This is a genomic window from Microcoleus sp. Pol12B3, assembly GCF_036701355.1.
In the GTDB taxonomy this organism is placed as follows: domain Bacteria; phylum Cyanobacteriota; class Cyanobacteriia; order Cyanobacteriales; family Microcoleaceae; genus Microcoleus.
In genome coordinates, this window is sequence record NZ_JAUBQS010000005.1 from 16356 (window position 1) to 38444 (window position 22089).

A 22089-nucleotide genomic window follows, 5' to 3' on the forward strand; every position below is an offset into this window, starting at 1 on the left:
ATATAGTCTTTCTCAACTTTCGTGAGGTACGCTGGTGAGCAATTCCATATCTATTGCAAATACCCTGCAGATCTTGAAATTATCAGTGTTAATCTTTGTTCATCTGCCTTAATCTGCGGTTTGTCTATTAATCCAAAATTTAGGCACTCTTGTCTACTGATTACCTGACCATTCTCAACCGTACCGTACTGTTACTGAGAAAGGCTGTATCAGTTAATCTTCGGCACACTCTACCGCTCAATTTCATTAATCAAATCTATAATTTTTTGATAATCAAAATTATATAGATGATTCATCAGAACTTCCGCAAAAACATCATTATCGCTGCCGATTTCCTCAATAGTTCTGGCAATCAAGTCGAAGTCGGCCTCACGGACGGCCTGTTTTAGATTGCTCGTCCATTCTGGGGGAACTTTCGGCTTGGAGTCCAGCGTAGTAAATATTGCAGCACTATCAGATATTTTTTTTTGTACCATACTTGAACTTTGCGGTAAATCATTGACTTCAACATATTTATTGATGACTTCACCAGCACCCGCTGCGGTAACAACTTGAATGTCAAACGTGAAGACTGTCCCCTGTCCCAATTCGCTCTCTACAGTAATGTCGCCGCCCATTAATCTTATGAACTCGCGGCTGATGTTTAATCCTAAACCCGTACCTGTTTTAACTTTCTTTTCTGAGGAAGTTTGCACCAATAATTCAAATATACTTTCTAACTTTTCCGGGGAAATCCCAACTCCTGTATCGGCTATTTCAAAGCAAATAAAAACTATTTCTTGATGTTCCGCAGTATTTAAACAATCGTTTTTTGTAGGGCTAATTAGTCCTGATTCATTTTGCCATACTGTGATTGAAACAGAACCAGATTGGGTAAATTTAATTGCATTATCTAAGAGATTAATCAGCACTTGTCGCAACTTGACATCATCACTTTGCACGTATTGGGGAACATCGGGAGAGCAGTCAATAATTAATTGCAATCCTTTATTTGTCGCCGGAATCTGAAACATATTTTGCACGTCCTCCAGCAAGCGGTACAAGTCAAAAAGTTTGGCGTTGAGTTTCATGCGCCCCGCTTCAATTTTAGATAAGTCTAAGACTTGATTGATCACTTGAAGCAGGTGCTCTCCGCTGCGGCGAATAATTTTGATATTTTCTTTTTCCGGCAAAGTTAAATTAGCGCTTGGTTCCATTAATTGAGCGAAGCCGAGAATGGCGTTGAGGGGGGTTCGCAATTCGTGGCTCATGTTGGCGAGAAAAAGGCTTTTAGTTTTGTTGGCAGCTTCTGCGGCTTCTTTGGCTTGTTGGAGTTCTTGTTCTGCTTGTTTGCGATCGCTCGTATCAATGATTATGCCGTGCCAGACAATATCTCCATTTTCGCGCAATTCTGGTCGAGAATAACCTTGCAGCCATTTGAGTTTTCCCGATGCTGTCACAATCCGCCACTCGTGGGAAAATGGTTCTAGATCGGTGGCACTTTTGACAATTGCCTCAAAGTGACTGGATCGATCGTCCGGGTGCATTTGTTCGTAGAGTAAAGCAGAGTTGTTCTGGATTTCCTCTGGCTCTAATTCTTGAATTTCTCGGCACAGAGGGCTGATATATTCCATCTTGACTGAGCCGTCGGGATGCTGCACGAATATGTAAAGCTCTCCGGGAACAGTGTTGGCTAATTTGTGAAACAGAGCTTCGCTTTTTTGCAAGGCTAATTGTGCTTGTTTGCGATCGCCAATATCAATCCCAAATCCAAACAAGAAATCCAGGCTGCCACCTTCGTCGAGTACCGGTGTGCCGTACCACTCGACTAACAAAGTTCGATCGTCCGAAGTGAGAATGCGATGTTCGTTAACCGTTTGCTCCCGCGCTGTTACGCCCGTAAAAATCGAATGTAATCCGGCTCGATCGCTTGGGGGTACAAATGTAGCTAAGTAATCTTTACCTGCAACTTCTGTGGCAGTATAGCCCACAGCTTCCAGCATACTGTTATTCGCCAGCAGGATTTTACCCTCAGAGTCGATCGCCACAAAAAAAATCGGAGAATTTTCGATAATCTTTAAGTTAAAGTCCCGCTCTTGACGGATAATTTTTTCAGCTTGCTTGCGCTCCTCAATTTCGAGCTGCAAGCGGGCATTGATCGAGGCTAGCTCGATCGTGCGATAGACTACTTCAATCTCGAGGGTACGGTTGTAGTCAGCCAATATTTGCTCTGCGTGTTTGCGAGCCGTAATATCTTTAAAAACAGTAAGAACATAAAGGATATTCCCCGCACCGTCAAACACCGGCAGCGCTCGCACTTCCAAACGAATATTTTTCCCGTCTCGGCGAATTTCCATATCTTCAGCAATCACCTCGAAGCCACTCAACGCCCGCACAAACGGCATTTGCTCGGCCGGGTAGAGTTGATTAGTGCCTGCTATATAAATTTGATAAGCTTGTGGTAGCTCTTGTGCGGTAGCATCGGGCATTTCTCCCCTACCCAATATTTGCTCTCCCGCCGAATTGATGAAAATAACTGCGCCACGCGGATTGATCGCCGACACTCCAAGAGGCAAATTTTCTACCAGCTTGGCAAATTTTTCTTCACTTTCTGCCAAAGCTTGAAAAGACTGTTTCAGTTGAGCTGCCATCTCGTTAAAAGACTCGGCTAATTCGCCGACTTCCTCCAGCCTACTGACGCTAACAGCGCGATCGAACTTTCTGGCGGCAATATCTTTAGCTGCTTCGTTGAGCCGCAGCAGTGGCAGTGTTACCCACCTAGCTGTCAGCACTCCAGCAATTGTCGATAGCAGTAGCGCCACCAAACAAAGTAAAATTGTAGTGCGGGTATTTTTGTTAATTTGCCCCATGAAATCGGATTCGGGAACTGCGATCGCAATCAGCCAGTTCAAACCGTAAACATCAGAAAACGGCAGCACTTCCACAAAATATTCCTGCCCGTCTCGACTAAATTTAAGTTGCTGCGGCTGCTTAATGTCGTCCAAGTCCCCAAAGTGTTGGTACAAATATTTAGCTGCGGTGCGAATGACAGGAGTTTGGCTGTCTAAAACATTCAGCCGCTGCATTTGCTGCTTTCTTGGCATCTTTCTAAAGGGTGATTCTTGACTAGAACTGGCAACCAGCAAGCCCGATCGTTCGATCACGAAAATTTGTCCGGTTTTGCTAAACTTGATGCGATGGAGATATTGCTGAAGTTCCAAGAGCGAAAAGTGTACTGCACTAACTCCCAGCAATTTACCCTTTCGATCGCGAATCGGTTGGCTGGCAGCAATAAAAACATTCCCAGGAGTAAAACCTTGATAAATGCTCGTCCAAATCGGCTTGTTAGCTGCGACAGCTTCTTTGTACCAGGGCCGGAGGCGGGCATCGTAGACTCCGGGTTCTACCTTTAATTTAGCGGTGCGAGTTCCTAGGGCATCTGTAGCGTAGTATATGTTCTGAGACTTGCTAGACTTGTTCGCCACGACAATTTGCAAGCTGTTATCCGTGGGGTTGCGCCAAATGCCGAGATATTCTCCTGATTTTTCAGCACCGAAGGATATCCATTGAATGCTTTTAAACGATCGCATTTGCAGCCACAGGAACTTCTCTCCCCGAGGCTGCGGCTTTTCTAACTGTAAATTTAATTCACCGCGCTCGATGGCTTCAGCGTTAAGTTGATTTACCCACTGGGTATGTTCAAAAAAAGAAATCAGCTTTTCTTCAACTCTCTTTCCCGTCTCCGCGATCAAGTTCTGGGCGAGCTCTTCGACTGCTTTGTCTCCGTTGCGAAATGACAGATACCCGACAATCCCGACTCCTGCGACGATTTGCAGCACAAAAGAGGCCACTAGAAGGTGACGCAGGGAGATTTTTGTTTGGTGTTGAGAAGTTTTACTGGCGAATCGGGGCAACGGCATAGGCTGATGACTAATTGCTCCCTAACACTTTAACTGTTCCAGCCTGTAATTTCACTTACGGGCGATCGAGGTGTTTCCTGGACCTCAAAACCCCTCCCACACAGACACAAATCAGGAGCAAGCACGAGACTTATACAATTTTAGATTTTAGATTTTAAATTTTAGGTCAAATAATTGGGAATTAATGATTAAGCTCGTGCTTTCGAGCTTGGCTACAGTTGCATTCTTTTTTTTCAACTGGTATGACGCACTGTTAGCTGAGAATACCTCAGCCATTTTCTTGCTTTGGTGGATTTCCTAGCTCAACCAAACCTAATTCTTCCTTCAAACCTCTTCAGTTAATCAATTACATCCGTTAAATCCCGTACACAATTGGCGACAGAACATCCATCAATTACATCCGTTAAACCCCGTACACAATTGGTGGCAGAACTTCTCTTTAACAGGTACGCGGAAAATCCCCCGCTTGTCCACACGGATATAGCGAGGGGCGAGAATAGGTATTCTCGGAAAATATAAAGTAGTGGCAGTGGCTTTTGTCCAGCCATTGCCATCTATAGAAGCCATACTGTTTTAGGCTCACAGAAAGATTTCCGAGCCAATTCTCTGCTTGCAGTCAATGCTTGAAGCCAAACCAACCAGTTCAAGCAAGAAGTCAAAGCAAGTCGTAAAAGCCTAGGATTCTTCTTCTTCTCTATCGATTTGGCGCAGGTGAATGTGCTTGCGTCCCAGAGAGATTTCAAATTCATCTCCCGGCTGGAGTTCCATTTGTTTGGTGTAGGCGGCTCCAATCAGTAAGTTGCCGTTAGATTGAACGCTAATCCGATAGCTGGCAGAGCGTCCGCCGCGTCCATTGCCGTTTTGCTTCCCGTCTAGCTGAATGCCTTCTGCATCAATCAGCGCATTCAGGAATTTCATCATGTTGACCCGTTCTACGCCGTTCTTAGTAACGGTGTAGTAGCCACAGGCTCTAGCTTTTTCTTCCTTGGTAAGGTTCTCTAGGTCTTTGACCTTTTTGATCAGATCTTCGCCTTCAAGGGGTTCGATATTTTTCTTTTTAGCCATTTACTGAGTCCTGAAATATTCAACTGGTGTACGGATTTTTTCTCGGTTGGTTTTTGGTTTGACCAAGAAACTTTAGCTTTATAGCTGGTCGTAAAACCATATTACACCGATCGGCTCAATTGTTAACCACTATTATCTAAATATTTTTAACAACCTGTAGTCTTTCTTGAGGAGTAGCTGCAGCCGGTGCGAGCAATCTCTAAACTCGGTAGCATAAGCTATCAGCTATCAGCTAGCTGAATATTTGCCCCGCTCTTAAAATCCCATGAAGTTAACCACACGCGGACACTACAGTGTCAAAGCATTACTGGATCTAAGTTTGCAACCTCGCTTTGGCCCGACATCGGTGAAATCGATAGCGAAGCGACAGGAGTTACCCGCTCCGTATCTAGAAAAATTGCTGATTGAAATGCGACGAGCCGGTTTAGTCCAATCTGTTCGGGGTGCCCAAGGAGGATATCAATTAGCCCGCCAGCCAGCTCAAATCTCTTTAGGACAAATCTTAGAGGCTGTAGGTGAAACTATTGAACCTTTACCTCGACATTTTCCAGATGCGACGCAAGCAGAGGACTGGGTAACATTCAGTTTGTGGAACCGATTGCACAAAAAACTTGCCGAAGCGCTGTACAGTATTTCCCTCGAAGACTTATACTATGATGTCCGCAGTTGGCAAGCGGCTCTTGGGGAAGAAACTAGCTTTATCATTTAAATGGTAAGTTCATTCATTCGATCGCCAGCAATCACACATGGACGCAACACTTGTTACTTACTTTGGCGGCTGTCACTGCGGAGCTGTCCGCTTCCGTGTCGCCGTTGACAAACACGAAGCATCAGATTGCAACTGCTCTATCTGCAAAAAGAAGGGATTTTTGCACCTCATTGTGCCGCCGGAACGTTTTACCTTGCTCAGTGGCCAAGATGTTTTGACCACCTATACATTTAATACAGGAACTGCTCAACATACTTTCTGCCGAATTTGCGGCATTCACTCGTTCTATCGCCCCCGATCGCATCCCGATCAATTCGATGTCAACGTCCGCTGTCTTGACGGCGATGCCATCAAACACTTTGAGATTCTACCCTTTGACGGTGTTAATTGGGAGGAGAACGTACACTTGCTCCGCGACGAAAGTAATCTCAGCAGTTAAAATTGCTGCTAAAAAATTAAAGTGTCCAAAGGTAGCAGCACTTAAAACCTGCGCTACCCTGACGCTCGCTCCTGGCCGGATGGACTATCAAGTTTGACAAAATATATAATGATGCCGCATGAATTTCCTGTTTTGATTTTAGCTGCGGTGTTGGATTATTCGATCGGCGATCCTTGGGGTTGGCCGCATCCCGTGCAGGCGATGGGTTGGGCGATCGACCGCTATACTCGACTTGTCTTTAATATATGGAATAATCCCGCAGGCAAAATGCCTCCTGCTGGCGATCGTCCCGCTGGCGAGCAGCACAAACTGCTGCTACGATGTGCTGGTACAATACTAGCGATCGGGCTGATTGTAGGCAGTTATACTGTCAGTTGGTCGATCGTCCAAGCTGCTAGTTGGGTGCATCCTCTTTTAGGTATTGCCATACAGACGATTTTGCTGGCAAGCTGTTTTGCAGGTCGCAGTTTGAGGGCGGCTGCAGAGGACGTGCTAGCACCTTTAAATGTTGGAGATTTAGTCAAGGCGCGAGAAAGGTTGAGCCTTTACGTCGGCAGGGATACCGAAAACTTATCCGAGTCAGAAATTCTGCGAGCATTGTTAGAAACTGTAACAGAGAATGCAGTCGATGGCGTGACAGCACCGCTATTTTATGCCTTACTTGGGTTCGCTCTGCCGCATCTATTATTAAGTGTTACCGGTTCGCCGATCGATCCTAACTCGATGTGTGCGAGTGCTATAGTCCCCTTGGCGATCGCTTACAAAGCAGCCAGCACATTAGATTCTACGATCGGCTACAAAGAAGCGCCATACACAGATTTAGGATGGTTTAGCGCCAAACTAGAAGACGTGCTGACGTGGATTCCTTGCCGGCTAACAGTGATTACTTTAGCCGTTATATCTGGCAAACCGATTTACATTTGGCAAATTTGTCAGAGAGATGCTGTTAAAGATGCCAGTCCCAATTCCGGTTGGAGCGAGTGCGTTTACGCCGCCATCTTGGGAGTGCAACTAGGAGGTACTAATTCCTATCGCGGAGTTATCAAACACAAACCGTTATTAGGCGAGCCGGTACACCGTATCACAGCGCCGCTAATTTGCCAAGCATTGCAATTAACTCGGTATTGCTTTCTGATTTGGTTGGGACTATCATTGCTTTTTTATACCTTATTAGGTTTGAGCCGCTAACTGATGACCTCAGCCGAACAGTCCAGGAGGCATAAATAACTTATTTCTGTGATTGTTAGTCCTCGCCTAAGCAATCGCAGCATCTGCTTTTCATCCGTTCGGGGTAAGTCCTGCAGAAGACAGAGATCCGCCACCGACAGCACCAAAAAAAGTTTTGACTTGAGTTCAAACCCCCAGATTCATCTGTCAAGTCAATAATCTCAAATCTCAAATCTCAAATCTCAAATTGTTCGATATGCCAACAGCCAACAATTAGCTCGCAGCAACCCATGACTAAAATTATCCAAATTTTATCCCCTGATGAAGTGAGGCGCACTCTCACCCGCGTCGCTTCCCAGATTGTCGAAAAATCAGGGAATCCCTCGGAGTTAGTGTTGTTGGGGATTCATAGTAGAGGAGTGCCTTTAGCTCAAATTTTGGCAGATCAAATTGAAGTTCTCGAACAAGTCAAAGTACCCGTGGGCGCTTTAGATATTACCTTTTACCGAGATGACTTGGATCGAGTTGCGATGCGGACACCGGCTAAAACAGAAATTCCTTTCGATTTGACGGGCAAAACTGTGGTGTTGGTAGATGACGTTATATATAAAGGCAGAACGAGTCGAGCGGCTTTGAATGCGGTCAACGATTACGGGCGGCCGGAGAAAATTTGGTTAGCGGTATTAGTCGATCGCGGCCACCGAGAAGTCCCGATTCAGCCGGATTTTACGGGTAAAAAGTTGCCGACTGCAAAGGAAGAACAAGTTAAGGTTTACGTTCAAGATCTCGACGGGCGCGACGGAGTAGAGTTAATTAAGAGTTGATAAGTAGAAGGAAGAAGGAAGAAGACTTACACAGCAAGCTTGAGCGCGATCCGTATTTTTCGTTTAATTAGGTGGATCTACCGATCGTTTCCGTTGGCATTGGAATCATAATTTTCTGAGGTCGCAAGTGCGATGGACGCGCGCGGAGCCAAGATATCTCTGCAAGGAGTCGATCGATCAAATGTCTAGTTTGCCGCGCTCGCACTTGCGACCTCAGAAACCGGGTTTCTACGTATATTTATCGTTACTCAACGTAAAAATTAGTAGAAACCCGGTTTCTTGCCTCCCATGCGTCGAGGGAATAAACCCGGTTTTGGGTTCACGGGGGGAGCGTCGTGATTGATTTTAAATCGGCAGTGCAGGAGTTGAACCTGCCTGGGGCGAATTATGAGTTCGCTGCCTAAACCGCTCGGCCAACTGCCGTTAAATCGATTTCTTCGATCTAACTGAAAATGAAGTATAACATAATTTCCCAGTCCGTGCTAGAACTAGAGAACAAAAATCAAAATCTTTAGACCTGCTGAGTCCCGATCGCCTGTTAGCCAATGTGCTGGAGCCGATCGACCGGACAAAGCAGTTTCTAGGGCTCGGCATAAACTTATAGGCAATGGCAGTGAATTCGACGGTAGTGCTGACTCTAATTCTGCTCGCTCTAATGTTTGGAGCAGGCGTGACGAGTTCTGTTTGGGGATTTACTATAGGTCGCGAAGCCTTGCAAGGAACGACTCAACCCGATGTTCGTCCCAGCAACAATGCGGGCAGCGGCAAGCCTGGAACGACGGCTAGCAAAGACCAAGTGAGCATTTTGAAAGAAAAAGACATTCTCACAACCGTCAAAGCACGGATAGAAGGTCGCGATCCCGAAAAAACGGCCGGGGCAAATACTAAAACAGAGAAGGCAAGCTCTAAACCAGCCGCAGCCAAAAAACCCGCTGCACAAAATGCTAGCGCCAAGTTTCCTCTGAACAGTCGCGACGGGGGAATAACCCTGGAAGTGAGCGCGGCCAGTCAGCGCAACAATTCCATGCTGCTAGACGTGAGCATGAAAAATGAAGGCTCGCAAGCTGTGAGGTTTCTCTACAGTTTCTTGAACGTCACTGACGATCGCGGCCGGGCCCTGAGCGCGACTGCCGAGGATTTACCGTCGGAACTCCCCCCCAACGGGCAGGTGTTTTACGGTACGGTGAGTATTCCCACAGCTTTGCTGGAAAATGCTAAAGAAGTTTCGCTGACGCTGACAGATTATCCAGGTCAAAAACTTCAGTTGCAAATATCTGGCATTCCAGTGGCGAAGTAAAATAAAAGAAGACCAAACCTGTAGAGGGATTCTCAGGTTTGATCGAGAAAGTTTTTTTAGGGAGCATTGTGTCACTTTTAGGGGCGAGAGTGCAGGAGATATCTGATTTACCCGCGATGAGTTCGACAGAGGTGCTGTCGCGGTTGCTGTCAGTGCTGTTGCTGATTGCGATTAATGCTTTTTTTGTGGCGGCTGAGTTTTCGATGGTGACGGTACGCCGATCGCGCATCAATCAGTTAGTGGAAGCTGGCGACGTTGCAGCTTTAACTGTGCAATCTTTGCAGCAAAGTATTGAGCGATTGCTCTCGACAATGCAGTTGGGAATCACTCTTTCTAGTTTAGCTCTCGGCTGGATTGGGGAAAGTACGATCGCCGTGCTAGTCCGAATGTCTATCGGCTATTTGCCGCTGCCAATTTACATCAAGTCGGCGATCGCCCATTCTTTTAGCATCTCAATAGTAACTTTTTTGTTGCTAGCTTACCTGCAAATCGTACTGGGCGAACTCTTTCCCAAATCTGTAGCGTTACTGTATTCCGAACAGCTAGCCAGAACTTTAGGACCTCCGAGTTTATTGATTGCCCGTGTGTTCAAGCCCTTTGTGTCGTTTCTCAATCAATCTACTCGATCGCTCTTGCGGTTTGCGGGCATCGAATACGATCTAAGGCATCGCCCGGTTACTCCCGAAGAACTGCAATTAATTATAGCTACTTCCAGCGAATCGAGCGGCTTGGAAGCTGAAAAGCGAGAATTGCTCAACAACGTGTTTGAATTTGGCGAAGTTTGGGTAGAAGAAGTAATGGTGCCGAGGCCTAGCATTGTTGCACTTCCCAAGACAGCAACCTTTCAAACTTTGCTCGACGAAATGGCGATTTCTCACCATTCCCGCTATCCCGTGACGGGAGATTCTTTAGACGACATTATTGGGATTATTGGCTTCAAACAACTTGCAAAACCCCTAGCTGAAGGTTTGCTATCTCCCGACACGCCAATTTTACCTTGGATGGATTCGGTGAGGTTTGTGCCGGAGATGATGCTGCTGGGGGAACTGCTGCCTTTGATGCAGAGTTCGTCGGAAGAAATTGCGATCGTAGTTGATGAATTTGGCGGCATTTCCGGGTTAGTGACGCTGAGGGATTTGATTGCGGAAATTATCGGCCGCAGCTACGAGTCACCCGACAGTAAAGAAATTGCTTTGCAAGTATTGGACGATCGCACTTATTTAGTGCAAGCGCAGTTAAATGTAGATGATGTGAATCAAATATTGAATTTGGATTTGCCAGTAACTGACGAATATCAGACAATCGGAGGTTTTCTGAGCTATCAGTTGCAAAGAATGCCGGCTGTGGGGGAAGTTTGGCGCGGCGACAACGTAGAACTTACGGTTGTTTCTGTGTCCGGGCCGCGGTTGGATCAACTTCAAATTCACTTGTTGGAAGGGGCTGCGGGCGATCGAGCTTTGAGTGCAGTTGCAGCAGCGGATGAGGAAGTTGTGGGGCAAGGTCGAAAGAATAGCGGGTTGAGTAGTGTGGGAAAATTTTCTCATTAAGATTTTGATGAAAAGGGCTATCGAAATAGGGCAACTTTTTATACCAAATCTGAGTTAGCAACCCCGTTTATTCTTTAGTCTCTTAGAGAGAAACGAGAGTTGAGGGAGAAGCAATTTCAACCGCCGACTCGGAATACAGTTTAAGCATAAGCCACCGGATCTTTCAGCCCCAATTCCTCAAAAGCCGCCCGCCGCAGCCGACAAGAATCGCAAACGCCGCAGGCATTTTCCCCGCCTGCGTAGCAAGACCAAGTTTGCTCCCAAGGTACTCCTAATTTGTTGCCTAATTGAATAATTTCTGTTTTTTTAAGTTCGATCAAAGGTGTTACAATATTAATAGCATTTCCTTCTCGACCCTGCTTTGTTCCTAACCGAAATACTTCCTGCATGGCTTGGATGTAATCGAGGCGGCAGTCGGGATATCCAGAATAATCTAAAGCGTTGACACCGATGTAAATGCGCTCGGCTTCTAGAGTTTCTGCGTAGGCGAGGGCAAAGCTGAGAAAGATCGTGTTTCTAGCAGGAACGTAGGTAATTGGGATGTTTTGGGACATTTCTGCAAGATTGCGATCGATCGGCAATTCCATCTCATTATCCGTCAAAGCGGAACCGCCCCAAAGCGTCAGGTCAAAGTTTACTATCTGATGTGCCTTAACGCCTGCACCAAGTGCGATCGCCCTTGCTGATTCCAACTCCCGCCGATGCCTTTGCTTGTAGTCAAAGGAAATCGCGTAACACTCGCAGCCGTCGGCTTTGGCTTGATACAAAACTGTTGAGGAATCCAGCCCTCCCGACAATAAAATAACTGCTTTCACTTAAAACATCCTCAATAAAATTAGCTTTTATATTTATATCAAATTAGTCGCAAATTGACAATAATAATAGTTGTGTAGAACATCTAAATGTAGCTTAGGCACTGCACAGCTTACCTAAAAATTAACTGCTTCCTAGGCTCTGCCTGGGAACCGAGATTTAGAGGCTCTGCCTCGCATTACGGCCAGGAAAATTGGATGCAGAGCCTCCAGATATACGTTACCAGGCAGAGCCTAGTAACGAGTATAAAGAAAATTCATCTTTTGTAGAACAGACAAGATGCCTGTTCTTGAGATTGATGCAGGATGTCAGATTTAAGTTGCTAATAAATCATCGAGTTCGCGGTAATCGGGCAAAGTTGTATCAATTTTAATGCCCTGCCGCAAAACTGTGCGATCGCCCTGCGCTCTAGATAACAATTCGCTGAAATTCCGCGCCTTAAACAAAATCAAATCTGCAGGTAAACCCACTGCAACTCGTCCTAAATTCGGCAATCCTATTAAATCGGCTGGAGTCTTTGTAACTGCACAGGGCCAGTCTCCATAAGGCCTATCTAAATGAGCGATGCGGACTGCCATATTAAAAACTTCCAAAACATCATGGTCGCCAAATCCGTAAAACGGATCGCGACAATTGTCGCTAGCAACTGCAACGGGAATTCCTGCTGCTTTGAGTTCGTGCAGCAGTGTCACTCCCCGCCAGCGCGGTGTATGCTGAGATTCTCGGTCTTGCAAGTAAAGGTTGCACATCGGCAAGCTGACAATGCCGATATTTGCTTCCTTGACTAATTCCAGAGTTTCTGTTACTAAATCTGAGGGTTGTACGGCTAAACTACAGCAGTGTCCGCAGATAATTTGACCGGAAAATTCATGGCGGATGGCGGTTTTTGCGACTTCCCGCAATGTTACTGATTCTGGATCGTCGTTTTCGTCGGTGTGGAAGTCGAGGTTTAAATTTCGTTCTTTGGCTAAGGCAAAAACTCGATCGAGTTGTTTGTCTAAGTCGGGGTTCATATAGGCGACGCCGCCGAGAATGCCGCCAATTTGGGCAATGCGATCGGCTAATTTTTCGCCTGCGGGTGTCAGGTAATAGTCGAGGGAAACCAGGGAAGCTGCTTGTAAGATCAGCCGATCGCCCCATTCGGCTTGCAGCGCTTCAAATACTCCCAAACTAACGGTTCCCTGTTCGCCCGCGCTGTCGATGTGAGTCCGGATGGCCTTGGTTCCGCGGGCGTAGCTGCACTTTAGGCCAAATTCCATTCGCCGGTAAACATCCTCTGCATTCCAGTTTTTTTTGGCATCAGCGCACACTGCTTCGATCGCGCTGGCAAAAGTTCCATCGGGATTGGGCGATCGTTCCCAAATGTGGCCTTTGTCTAAATGGGTGTGCATATCCACAAAACAAGGCCAGATTAAGCCGCCCTGCAAATCTACAACTGAGATATCTCCAGAGGAGGATACAGGTTTTGTACCTACTGGCATAATTTGGGCGATCGTACCCGCTGCAATTTCGATATCCACCAAACAAAAATTGTTCTCACTCCCCGTTGTCGCCCCAGTAGAAGCTGAGGGCGCGAGCGATTTCATCTCTAGAAGAGACGCTGGTACGCGACCATTTTTGAGCAAATAATTAGATGTACTTGGCAACATTAATTTTGTGAGTTAGTATTTTGTTGATAATTACTGGCTACCAGTTGTAACTATAACAACCCTTGCAGGAATTGTGAACATCTCTCTTTTCCTCTTTCTCTATTTTCTAGATTCTCTACGCCCTCTGCAGTTAGTTAAACAAATATCATGCAGAAAGAAAATATAAATGCTAGAGAAACTTGGATTAAATAGGTAGCTTTGCTGTTGGTACTCCCGCCCTAATCACTGAAGCAATTATGCAAAATTTTTATATTTTCAGGACAGCGCGAAAATCAGCGTCACGAGTTTGGCTATGCCGGATACTTCCACAGCCTGAATCCTTTTGCTATCATAAATCACTGCTTCAAATTGCAATTTCACTTTCAATTAACAGCAGCATCCATAGCAATATCCCAAAAAAACTGTGTCAAAACCCAAGCATATAGTTTTAACATCTCATCCCGACAGATCTGGCACAAAATCTCATCCCATTTACTGGGGAGAAATCGATCCGCTGAAACGGGGGCCTGTGATTGGTAGCCTCACCAAATCGTCTCACCGGAATGCGATCGGCACTCATTCGGGTTCCTACTCTGTTTATCGCGCACTAGCAGTGGCTTCCGGGGCACTGCAAGCCGATCACCGCCCGGATTTTACCAACACCTCTCCGGCCGCACACATCGGGCCGCACCCGAGTTGGGGCGATCGCAATTTGATTGTTTCTCTCGATCCCTTTGGGGGTTTAGTCAGCGAAGTTTATACTTCATTTATCCAGCAGGGATACGATATTCGACCGACAATTGCGGTCACTAAAGCTCACATTAATATGCCGGAATTGCAAGATGCTATCGCTAAGGGGCGGGTGCAAATTGATGGCAAAATAGTCAAAGCAGGTGGCAATTTAGCAGTCACTAAAATTGCGATCGATCCGGTGTGGTATTTGCCGGGAATTGCGAGGCGGATTGGGGCCCAAGAAAGCGTTCTCCGCCGTGTCCTGTTCGAGCAAACAGGCGGAATGTTCTCAGACTTAGTGACGCGGCCGGACTTACACGTTTTCTTACCACCAATTGGCGGAACTACGGTTTATATTATTGGCGATGTCGCGAATATTTCTGACCCGGATAAGCAGTTGGCGGTACGGGTACACGATGAATGCAACGGTTCTGATGTCTTCAGTTCCGATATCTGCACTTGTCGCCCTTATTTGGTACACGGGATGGAAATTTGCATCCAAACGGCACAATCAGGCGGTTCTGGGGTAATAGTTTACTTCCGCAAGGAAGGGAGAGCTTTGGGGGAAGTGACTAAGTTTTTGGTGTACAATGCCAGAAAACGGCAGGAAGGCGGCGATCGCGCTGATGCCTATTTTACGCGCACTGAATGTGTTGCGGGAGTTCAAGATATGCGGTTTCAAGAACTAATGCCAGACGTGCTGCACTGGTTGGGGATCTCTCGAATTGACAGTTTAGTTTCTATGAGCGATATGAAATACAATGCGATTATCAATTCTGGCATTCAGGTGGTCGATCGCATCCCCATTCCAGAAGATTGGATTCCCGCAGACGCACAAGTCGAAATCGTCGCCAAAAAAGCCGCCGGCTACTACACGCCAGACCCGGTGCCAGATGCTACAATTCTTGCAGAAGCGATCGGACGCGATTTAGGAGATTAAGAGGGCAAAGACGCGACCGATGGGACGCGAACAATCGCGTCTTTGCTAAACAAAATTTATTGCTGGTTTTTGATCAGTCAGGGTAGGTTATGGCTAATTTGCGTTCTAGTGTGATCGTAAAAACAGATATTTGCGGATATACCGTCAGAGTCAAAAAATTATCTCAGTCGGACTTAAGTAGTTTGTTAAACGAGCATAAAACTTTTGTTTCAGATATTAGCGCCAGAAATGAAGGCAGCGTGATTAAAGGGGAAGGTGATTCATTTTGGATAATTTTTCCCAGCGTCACAGCAGCGGCGGTAGCAGCCATAGAAATGCAGCAAGAATTGAGAGCGCAACAATCTAGCAAGGCGAACGACGAACGATTGGCTATTCGCGTGTCGATTACATTAGGAGATGTCTTGCATCAAGATAAAGATATCTTTGGCGATACGGTGAATTTAACAGCGCGCATAGAATCAGTAACTCCGCCCGATGAAATATATTTGTCCCAAGCAGCATGGCTGGCACTCAACAAAGCAGAAGTGCAAACGTCTTTTGTCAACGAGTTTTCTTTGAAAGGGATGAGCGAACCTGAAAAAGTGTACAAAGTTGACCAAAGTTATAAAACGCGAATCATCAAGAATCAAGCAATAATTAAAGCAGATCTGAGAGGTTTTATTGCTTATCAAGAATCTAATTCTATCAAAGATGTTGAATATTTGCTCACCAACTTTGATACTTTTGAAAAAACAATTTGCGAAGAATACGGAGGCACAATTCGGAGTATTGTTGGTGATTCGCATTTGTTGACTTTCCCGGAAGCTCACTCAGCCTTAGCGGCAATGGAAAGTCTGTGTGAGAATTGGAAACTTTTTATTAACGCCAATCAAATACCTTGTGGCTTGTCGGTGGGAGTTGCGAAGGGCAATCTATATATATTTAGGTCTTGCACTTACGGAAAAGATATTCACATAGCCGACAGGCTGGAAGATTTAAGTAAAATAGTATCTCCGGGAAAAGAAAAAAACTCAGTGATAGTTTCCGATCACATAAAACGCGAAGTCAGCGGGTCGAAGTGGGAATATAAGCTGATCAAAATCGATAAAAATGCGATTTTAGATAATCTTTTAGATTACAGTCAGTTTGACTTTTTTCGAGAAAACGATGTTTACCGCTGTTTGGTGGTATGAAGTTGCAAAATATTGAACTTGAGACTGTAGAATATCTGAGAACGCCGGCTGCTATTCGCCAAAAGTGCGATCGGCTTTTTGATTTAGCCTGCCTGGACAAACTTCGCTACTTCCGCGTAGATTTATCCCAACTCGACAAAGCAGCAAATTATGTAATTGACACAACGCGCCAAAATTATCCCGATTTTAACATTCCCTTTCACAGTCGCTGGCGACATTTTGAGGCCGGCAACTTGTCGCGACTCGCCGAATTGGATGCAGCTTTAGCAGAATTTGCACCAGTTGAAAAAGCTAAGATCAAATTTGATTTAGCAATTATCAGCGTTTTGCTTGATGCCGGTGCTGGTGCAGATTGGCAGTATTGCGAACCAGAAACCGGGCAGGTTTACCGCCGTTCTGAAGGGTTAGCAATAGCCAGCTTGCGGATGTTTTGTCAAGGTGTTTTTTCCAGCAATCCCGCTTTTCCTTGGCAAGCTAATTATCGCGGACTTTCTCAATTAAAACTAGAAACCTTAGCTGCGGGATTTCAGGTAAGTAGAGACAATCCGCTAGTTGGTTTAACAGGCAGATTAGAATTATTGCAGCGTTTGGGAAATGCGATTTGCCAGCATCCATTATTATTTGGCACCGAAAACCCGCGTCCCGGCAATTTAGCAAAATACTTGCTCGACAGTCAGGTTTCTGGAGTCAACACTGTGAATGCTGCGATCGTATTGAGCGCTGTTTTGACAGGTTTTGGGGAAATTTGGCCGGGAAGATATGCAATTGGTGGCGTTAATTTAGGCGATGTTTGGCGGCATCCGGCTTTAACAGGAGAAAATCTGGGAGATGAATTCGTGCCGTTTCACAAACTCTCGCAGTGGTTGGCTTATTCGCTGTTGGAACCGCTGCAAGAACTTGGTTTAGAAGTCGCCGGATTGGATGAGTTAACGGGATTGCCGGAGTACCGCAACGGCGGTTTGTGTTTGGATATCGGGCTGCTGCAGGCAAAAGATTCGGCTATTTTTGAGCAGAGTTACTTGCCAGGTTCGGAAGTTATAGTAGAATGGCGATCGCTCACTGTCAATCTTTTAGATAAAATTGCTGCAGCTATTCGAGAAAAGCTGCATTTGAGTGCGGAACAATTGCCGCTGGTGAAGATTTTGCAAGGAGGAACTTGGGCGGCGGGGCGGAAGATTGCCGCCGAATTGAGGGCTGGTGGACTGCCCCCAATTCAGATTCAAAGTGACGGCACTGTGTTTTAGAAGCAAGAAGGAAGAGAGAAAATTATCCCCTCTTCCAACTTAAAATTCAAAATTCAAACCTGAAAACTATACCTCACACTACACTCCCAACAAGCTGCTTAGCGACAAGTGCGATATTTGACGTGATAAACTAAACCGCGATGAGCCAAATCGAAGGAGTCAACGGTGGCCATGCCGGTACCGCGGGCTGTCATTGCAGCATTTACTCTCATATTTACACTGTCACCACAGCGAGACCAAACATTCGCTACAGTGGCTAAGCTATCTCGAACATTGTAGTTAGTTTCACCGCTGAGATTCCGATTAAAAATGGGGCCGCGGGTTCCAGCGAAAAAGTATTCTGCTCGCAGGTTGCCTGTGGTTTTGGGTGCAACGTAGCCGCGATAATCAGCATCGTAGATAGAAATTTGGTAGCCTTGGGGTACTTTGATAGGAATGCTCAGATTGCAGCTTTTTCTGCTTTCTGTTGAGACATTTCCCAGGGCTGCAAACTTATCAAATAGGATGGTGAGTTCTTGACCGTCGGGGCTGACGCTGACGCTGGCGGAGCGATCTGGGCAACCGCTACCGCCGTAGCTTGCACCTAAAATTTGAACTGCCGGATTAGCCAAGGCGGGGCTGATAGAAGCAGTCATTAATGCCGTAGCTAGCAATAGTTTTACAAACTTCATGGATGTTCTCCTTAATAGTTCACTTGTGTGTTAGGAGCACCCTAAAAAATTGGAACTGAATTTAGGTAAGGTTTTTTACACTTGGATATGGTCACTTTCATGTGGAAAGATGAAAAGCCAGTTAAGCCAAGCTTATGACCTCATGTGCTGTTCCTATTCAGGTTTTTTCGATTAGTGAATTAATCGAAAAAAATATTTTCTGCTGATACTTCTTAAGATTCGTATCTGTTGATGAAAGTTCCGGAAGATTCCAGTGCTTGAATCCGGATATTTTTTAGTGGGCTTGGACGAAGTGCCAGACAGCTAGACCGGTCGGGAGGCTTTTGGAGCGGGATATGCGTTCTCATGAAGAGCGCGGGAAGAACAGGAAGCGAGAAAATTAATTTATTGTGATTTTTAAACCTCGCATTATTTAGTGTCGCGGTGTGCAGATGAAAGGCAAGTCTAGGAGCAAAATTTATTGGCGCAGTATTCGTGTTTGCAATACGGGTTTGATATAAGTAGTCCAGAAGGAAGGGGCTACAGAAACCTATTTTTTTGCGTCAAGAAAGCGTTGATGGCTGATAAGTTAGAATAAAGCAAATTAATTATTCAAAAAAATGAGTGCTAAAGTTACTGTCATTGACCATCCTTTGATACAGCACAAGTTAACTCTCATGCGGCAAACTAAAACGAGTACGGCGAAATTTCGCCAATTGCTGAAAGAGATTGGGATGCTGCTAGCCTATGAAGTGACGCGAGATTTGCCGCTAAAATACGAACTAATAGAAACGCCGATCGCCAAAATGAATGCACCGGTGCTGGCTGCAGAAAAGAAAATTGTTATTATTTCGATTATGCGCGCAGGTCAAGGACTGTTGGATAGTATTTTAGAGCTGATTCCCTCTGCGAGAGTAGGACATATTGGTTTGTACCGCGATCCGACAACTCGGATGGCGATCGAATATTATTTCAAAGTTCCCCAGGATATCGAACAGCGAGATGTTTTAATTGTCGATCCGATGTTGGCTACTGGTAATTCAGCAGTCGCGGCAGTGGATAGGCTTAAAGAAGTTAATCCGAAGTCTATTAAATTTTTGTGCTTGCTGGCGGCACCGGAGGGACTTAAGCACTTTCACGAACAACACCCTGACGTGCAGATTTATACGGCTGCAGTTGATGAGTGTTTGGACGAACACGGCTATATTGTACCCGGACTGGGAGATGCAGGCGATCGGCTTTACGGCACTATGTGAATTTAACAAAATGATTTTGGGCTGTATATGTCAATACATTCATTTAAAAATAAGTTTACTAACATAACTATTGGTTTGATAGTGCCAAACAATGTAAATTGTAAGATTTTAATATCAGCCAAAGCCTATATACAGCAATGGTTGTAGAATTTTCTTACATTATATTCGTAAATTGCATTGTCTCAATGTATTTACTGCATTTTATGGTTAAAATCTCTGCCTTTAGTGTAATTAATCGCAGGAATTAATTCATAAAATAGATGTAAGACGTTAACCGTTTGCGATCGACTACTAACAATTTTTGTACGAGGAAAAAACAATGGAGACTACAGCACAGAAGGAAGCCCCCGATCAGCCTGTTGAGGAAGTGAAAATTAACAATATCAACAGTTTGGAGTTTGAGCTTTGGGCTAAAGCAGTCAAACGCCAGATGATTGCAGCACTCTCTAAAAAGGGCGCGATTTGAGAGTTATGGATTTTTTGTGTGCAACTTGTGTTAATTAGATTAACAAAATTTTTGTCTGCATTGTTGTTCAAGAGCGATAAGGGGCAAGGGGAAGAGTTTTGAGATTGGGCTTCTCGATGAGTTGCGAGAGGGGGAGAAGAAAGCATTTTCCTTTTTCCTAGTTTTGGACGCATGGGTGCCAGGAAACCGGGTTTTTTTACGAAAATACTTCTGTTGCAATCGGCAGAAATGGTAAAAAACCCCGGTTTCTTTGTGTCAAGAGTGCCTCCGGGACTGTTCTATCTGCCGAATGCTTTCTGCCACATTACGATCGCTTGTCAACCGCCGCCAGCAAGCGCAGACTTCCGTCTTGAATCTGCACTGCTTTCACCGTTCCCACAGCAACTCTTTGTTGACCGTTAGCCATCGCTACCTCAATCTTAATTTTGGGGTCAGCCAGTAATCCCAGCCGCCCCCAGAGCCACTTAACTTGAGTAGCAGGAAAAGAGCGCACTTCTACATCTGAAAAAGGCGAATTAACCCAGCGGCTACCATCGTAAAAACTCGCTACTTGCACCTGATACCAAACTTGTTCTCCCGCCAATTTTAACTCGTTGTTCGGTTCGGGTTCCAGCCACTCAGCGGGATTGACACTGTTAATTAAAGTAGCAGAACCCATAATTTGACTTTTGTGGGCTTCTAAACTTTCAGCCTGAGAAACTGCTTCCTGAAGTTTGTTGACCAAATTCCGAATTCGACTTCTTGTTTCGCTGTCAGTATCTGATTGCTGGTCGAGCCAATTCATCGCCTCGCGAGCTCCGTCTTGAGAAGCTACAATCAGAGCACCCCAAGCCTTGACATCGGCGTCAGCGGCATTCACTCTCAAGGCGGCGTCTATGCGGTTCCAGATCCGCCCGCTGTCATTTTTGAGGGTTGTGGCTATTTCGTTACTGTTGCTCGGATCGGCTTCAAATACTTGCAAAGCTTCGGCCCAACGGCCGTCGATCAATTCTGCGAGAACTTGTTGACCGGGACTGGCCCAAGATGCGATCGCCTGAGCCCGAGTAATTTTAGCGTGAAATTCGATCGTTTCTAGCTGAGCTTGCGCGACTGCGGGCCAATTTTTGCCAGCTTTCCCCTTCGCCAAACGCATGACATTTAATGCTGGAGACCACAGCCCGCTTTTCGCCAGTCGCAGCCCATTTTTGTAAGTCTCGTCATTGAAAGCAATTTCTTCTAAAGAAATCGCCGTTAACTGAACGGGGTTCGGCAAAAATTTGCGCGGCCCAATTTGATAAAGGGTAAATTGCGGCTCTAAACCAACTGTTTGGTCGATCGCCAACTGCGGGTTTTCCCCCTTAACAATTTGCTGCCAATTCGGCGGTTGTCCGGCCGCACTCGCCCACTCCAACAGCGGCATTAAATGATTTTGGCTGGGGTTGTAGCGAACGACTTGTCCGTAGGGAATTTTCCTGTCGCCCCGCTTTAGTTGACCGCTGACATTAAACCAAATGCCCGAGGCGGGGGGCTTTCCGTCAAAGCGGCGCAGTTCTGTTAGGGGTAGGGACTGATTCGAGGCTTGATTGTCAGATGTAGAGTCAGCTAAAGAAGTAATGACAAAAGATTCCGCCGGGCCTTCTACGTTCACAGAACTTGCTAACTGAAAATACTGCTCTTTATCGGAACTGCGATCGGGAAGCTGCACCCGCTTGTACACGCGAAGTTCGACTATTTGACGGCAAGGATTTTTGCAAACAGTAGAAGCCTTAACAGTTCTTTCTACCATCACCGGCAATAGCAAATCGGAAATAGAATTATCGCTGGATCGATCGACGGGAAGCGGCAGAGGTTCTCCGGTTACGAATCCCAATTTGCGGATGCTGCCTTTGATTTGATCGAGAGTTTGGATCGAATCTCTGCTACCTGTAGGCAGGCGCGACCATTCCGGCACAAACTGAGAGACCAACTTGTTGCCATTGGGATCGACAATTAGCTGATAACTCAGCCAAGCGCCGCCTCCCATCAAAGCTGCACAGCCAGCCAAGACGCTGAGGGCTGTCACATTAGCTACCAGTCTTTTCCAGGGATATCTGGCGCGAGTTCGGGGAGTAGGTATGGGAAGTTGGGACTCTTGAAGATTTTTAGGGCGTCGGGTTTGGCGCCGGCGTCTTGTCGGAGGAGGAGCAACTTGGCGATTTTCTGGGGGTTTGGCTCGATTTTTTGAGGGGTTAATTTTGTGTTCCATCATGCCATTTTAGAATT

Annotated in this window: 17 protein-coding genes and 1 tRNA gene; 11 read left to right on the forward strand and 7 right to left on the reverse strand. The window is 45.8% G+C overall.

The window, feature by feature from the left end; translation table 11 throughout:
• Positions 1–230: 230 nt before the first annotated feature.
• Together QUA53_RS03640 and QUA53_RS03645 are read right to left on the reverse strand one after the other, a co-directional pair.
• The gene (locus tag QUA53_RS03640) at positions 231–3899 is read right to left on the reverse strand and encodes a PAS domain S-box protein (protein ID WP_333095405.1); all 3669 of its coding nucleotides are present in this window, start codon (positions 3897–3899) and stop codon (positions 231–233) included.
• Between the two features lie 675 nt (positions 3900–4574).
• Entirely contained in the window at positions 4575–4964 is a 390-nt protein-coding gene (locus tag QUA53_RS03645) for an AbrB family transcriptional regulator (RefSeq protein WP_015179394.1), read from the reverse strand.
• Between the two features lie 265 nt (positions 4965–5229).
• On the opposite strand from QUA53_RS03645, the gene QUA53_RS03650 reads away from it, so the two are divergent.
• The 4 genes from QUA53_RS03650 to pyrR all read left to right on the forward strand — a co-directional run bounded on the left by QUA53_RS03650 (position 5230) and on the right by pyrR (position 8103).
• Positions 5230–5673, forward strand: a complete 444-nt coding sequence (locus QUA53_RS03650) for an Rrf2 family transcriptional regulator (protein ID WP_190656033.1) — start codon at positions 5230–5232, stop codon at positions 5671–5673.
• 37 nt (positions 5674–5710) lie between these two features.
• The gene (locus QUA53_RS03655; RefSeq protein ID WP_333095400.1) at positions 5711–6112 is read left to right on the forward strand and encodes a GFA family protein; all 402 of its coding nucleotides are present in this window, start codon (positions 5711–5713) and stop codon (positions 6110–6112) included.
• A gap of 108 nt (positions 6113–6220) precedes the next feature.
• Entirely contained in the window at positions 6221–7300 is a 1080-nt protein-coding gene (gene cbiB / locus QUA53_RS03660) for an adenosylcobinamide-phosphate synthase CbiB (protein ID WP_333095397.1), read from the forward strand.
• A gap of 269 nt (positions 7301–7569) precedes the next feature.
• Positions 7570–8103 carry a bifunctional pyr operon transcriptional regulator/uracil phosphoribosyltransferase PyrR gene (gene pyrR / locus QUA53_RS03665; RefSeq protein WP_333095395.1) on the forward strand — a complete coding sequence of 178 codons (534 nt, stop codon included), beginning with the start codon at positions 7570–7572 and terminating at the stop codon, positions 8101–8103.
• A 350-nt stretch (positions 8104–8453) separates the two neighbouring features.
• On the opposite strand, the gene QUA53_RS03670 is transcribed toward pyrR, so the two are convergent.
• A tRNA-Ile gene (locus QUA53_RS03670) sits at positions 8454–8526 on the reverse strand.
• A gap of 184 nt (positions 8527–8710) precedes the next feature.
• Here QUA53_RS03670 and QUA53_RS03675 point away from each other — a divergent pair.
• Positions 8711–9400 carry a hypothetical protein gene (locus tag QUA53_RS03675; protein WP_333095393.1) on the forward strand — a complete coding sequence of 230 codons (690 nt, stop codon included), beginning with the start codon at positions 8711–8713 and terminating at the stop codon, positions 9398–9400.
• A gap of 68 nt (positions 9401–9468) precedes the next feature.
• Positions 9469–10947: a hemolysin family protein gene (locus QUA53_RS03680; protein ID WP_333147066.1), complete on the forward strand. Its 1479-nt coding sequence runs from the start codon at positions 9469–9471 to the stop codon at positions 10945–10947.
• 140 nt (positions 10948–11087) lie between these two features.
• On the opposite strand, the gene queC is transcribed toward QUA53_RS03680, so the two are convergent.
• Both queC and QUA53_RS03690 read right to left on the reverse strand, forming a co-directional pair.
• Positions 11088–11762, reverse strand: a complete 675-nt coding sequence (gene queC / locus QUA53_RS03685) for a 7-cyano-7-deazaguanine synthase QueC (RefSeq protein ID WP_333095391.1) — start codon at positions 11760–11762, stop codon at positions 11088–11090.
• Positions 11763–12074: 312 nt separating this feature from the next.
• Positions 12075–13409 (reverse strand): cytosine deaminase, encoded by a 1335-nt coding sequence (locus QUA53_RS03690; RefSeq protein ID WP_333095390.1) that lies wholly within the window; start codon positions 13407–13409, stop codon positions 12075–12077.
• A gap of 403 nt (positions 13410–13812) precedes the next feature.
• Between QUA53_RS03690 and QUA53_RS03695 the strand changes: the two genes are divergently transcribed.
• From QUA53_RS03695 to QUA53_RS03705, 3 genes are all read left to right on the forward strand, one after another.
• Positions 13813–15060, forward strand: coding sequence for a GTP cyclohydrolase II (locus QUA53_RS03695; RefSeq protein ID WP_333095388.1), 1248 nt, complete (start codon positions 13813–13815; stop codon positions 15058–15060).
• Positions 15061–15149: 89 nt separating this feature from the next.
• Positions 15150–16232 (forward strand): adenylate/guanylate cyclase domain-containing protein, encoded by a 1083-nt coding sequence (locus tag QUA53_RS03700; protein WP_333077304.1) that lies wholly within the window; start codon positions 15150–15152, stop codon positions 16230–16232.
• On the forward strand, positions 16229–17476 hold the full coding sequence (locus tag QUA53_RS03705) for a URC4/urg3 family protein (RefSeq protein WP_333095386.1): 1248 nt from the start codon (positions 16229–16231) through the stop codon (positions 17474–17476). Before QUA53_RS03700 ends, QUA53_RS03705 begins: the two co-directional genes overlap by 4 nt.
• Positions 17477–17574: 98 nt before the next feature.
• Here QUA53_RS03705 and QUA53_RS03710 read toward each other — a convergent pair whose 3' ends face one another.
• A complete protein-coding gene (locus QUA53_RS03710; RefSeq protein WP_333095384.1) occupies positions 17575–18147 on the reverse strand; it encodes a DUF4360 domain-containing protein in 573 nt (190 codons plus the stop codon).
• Positions 18148–18746: 599 nt separating this feature from the next.
• On the opposite strand from QUA53_RS03710, the gene upp reads away from it, so the two are divergent.
• On the forward strand, positions 18747–19382 hold the full coding sequence (upp, locus tag QUA53_RS03715; RefSeq protein WP_333095382.1) for a uracil phosphoribosyltransferase: 636 nt from the start codon (positions 18747–18749) through the stop codon (positions 19380–19382).
• 319 nt (positions 19383–19701) lie between these two features.
• A complete protein-coding gene (locus QUA53_RS03720; protein WP_333095379.1) occupies positions 19702–19848 on the forward strand; it encodes a hypothetical protein in 147 nt (48 codons plus the stop codon).
• 304 nt (positions 19849–20152) lie between these two features.
• On the opposite strand, the gene QUA53_RS03725 is transcribed toward QUA53_RS03720, so the two are convergent.
• Positions 20153–22075, reverse strand: coding sequence for a hypothetical protein (locus tag QUA53_RS03725; RefSeq protein WP_333095377.1), 1923 nt, complete (start codon positions 22073–22075; stop codon positions 20153–20155).
• Between the last annotated feature and the right edge of the window lie 14 nt (positions 22076–22089).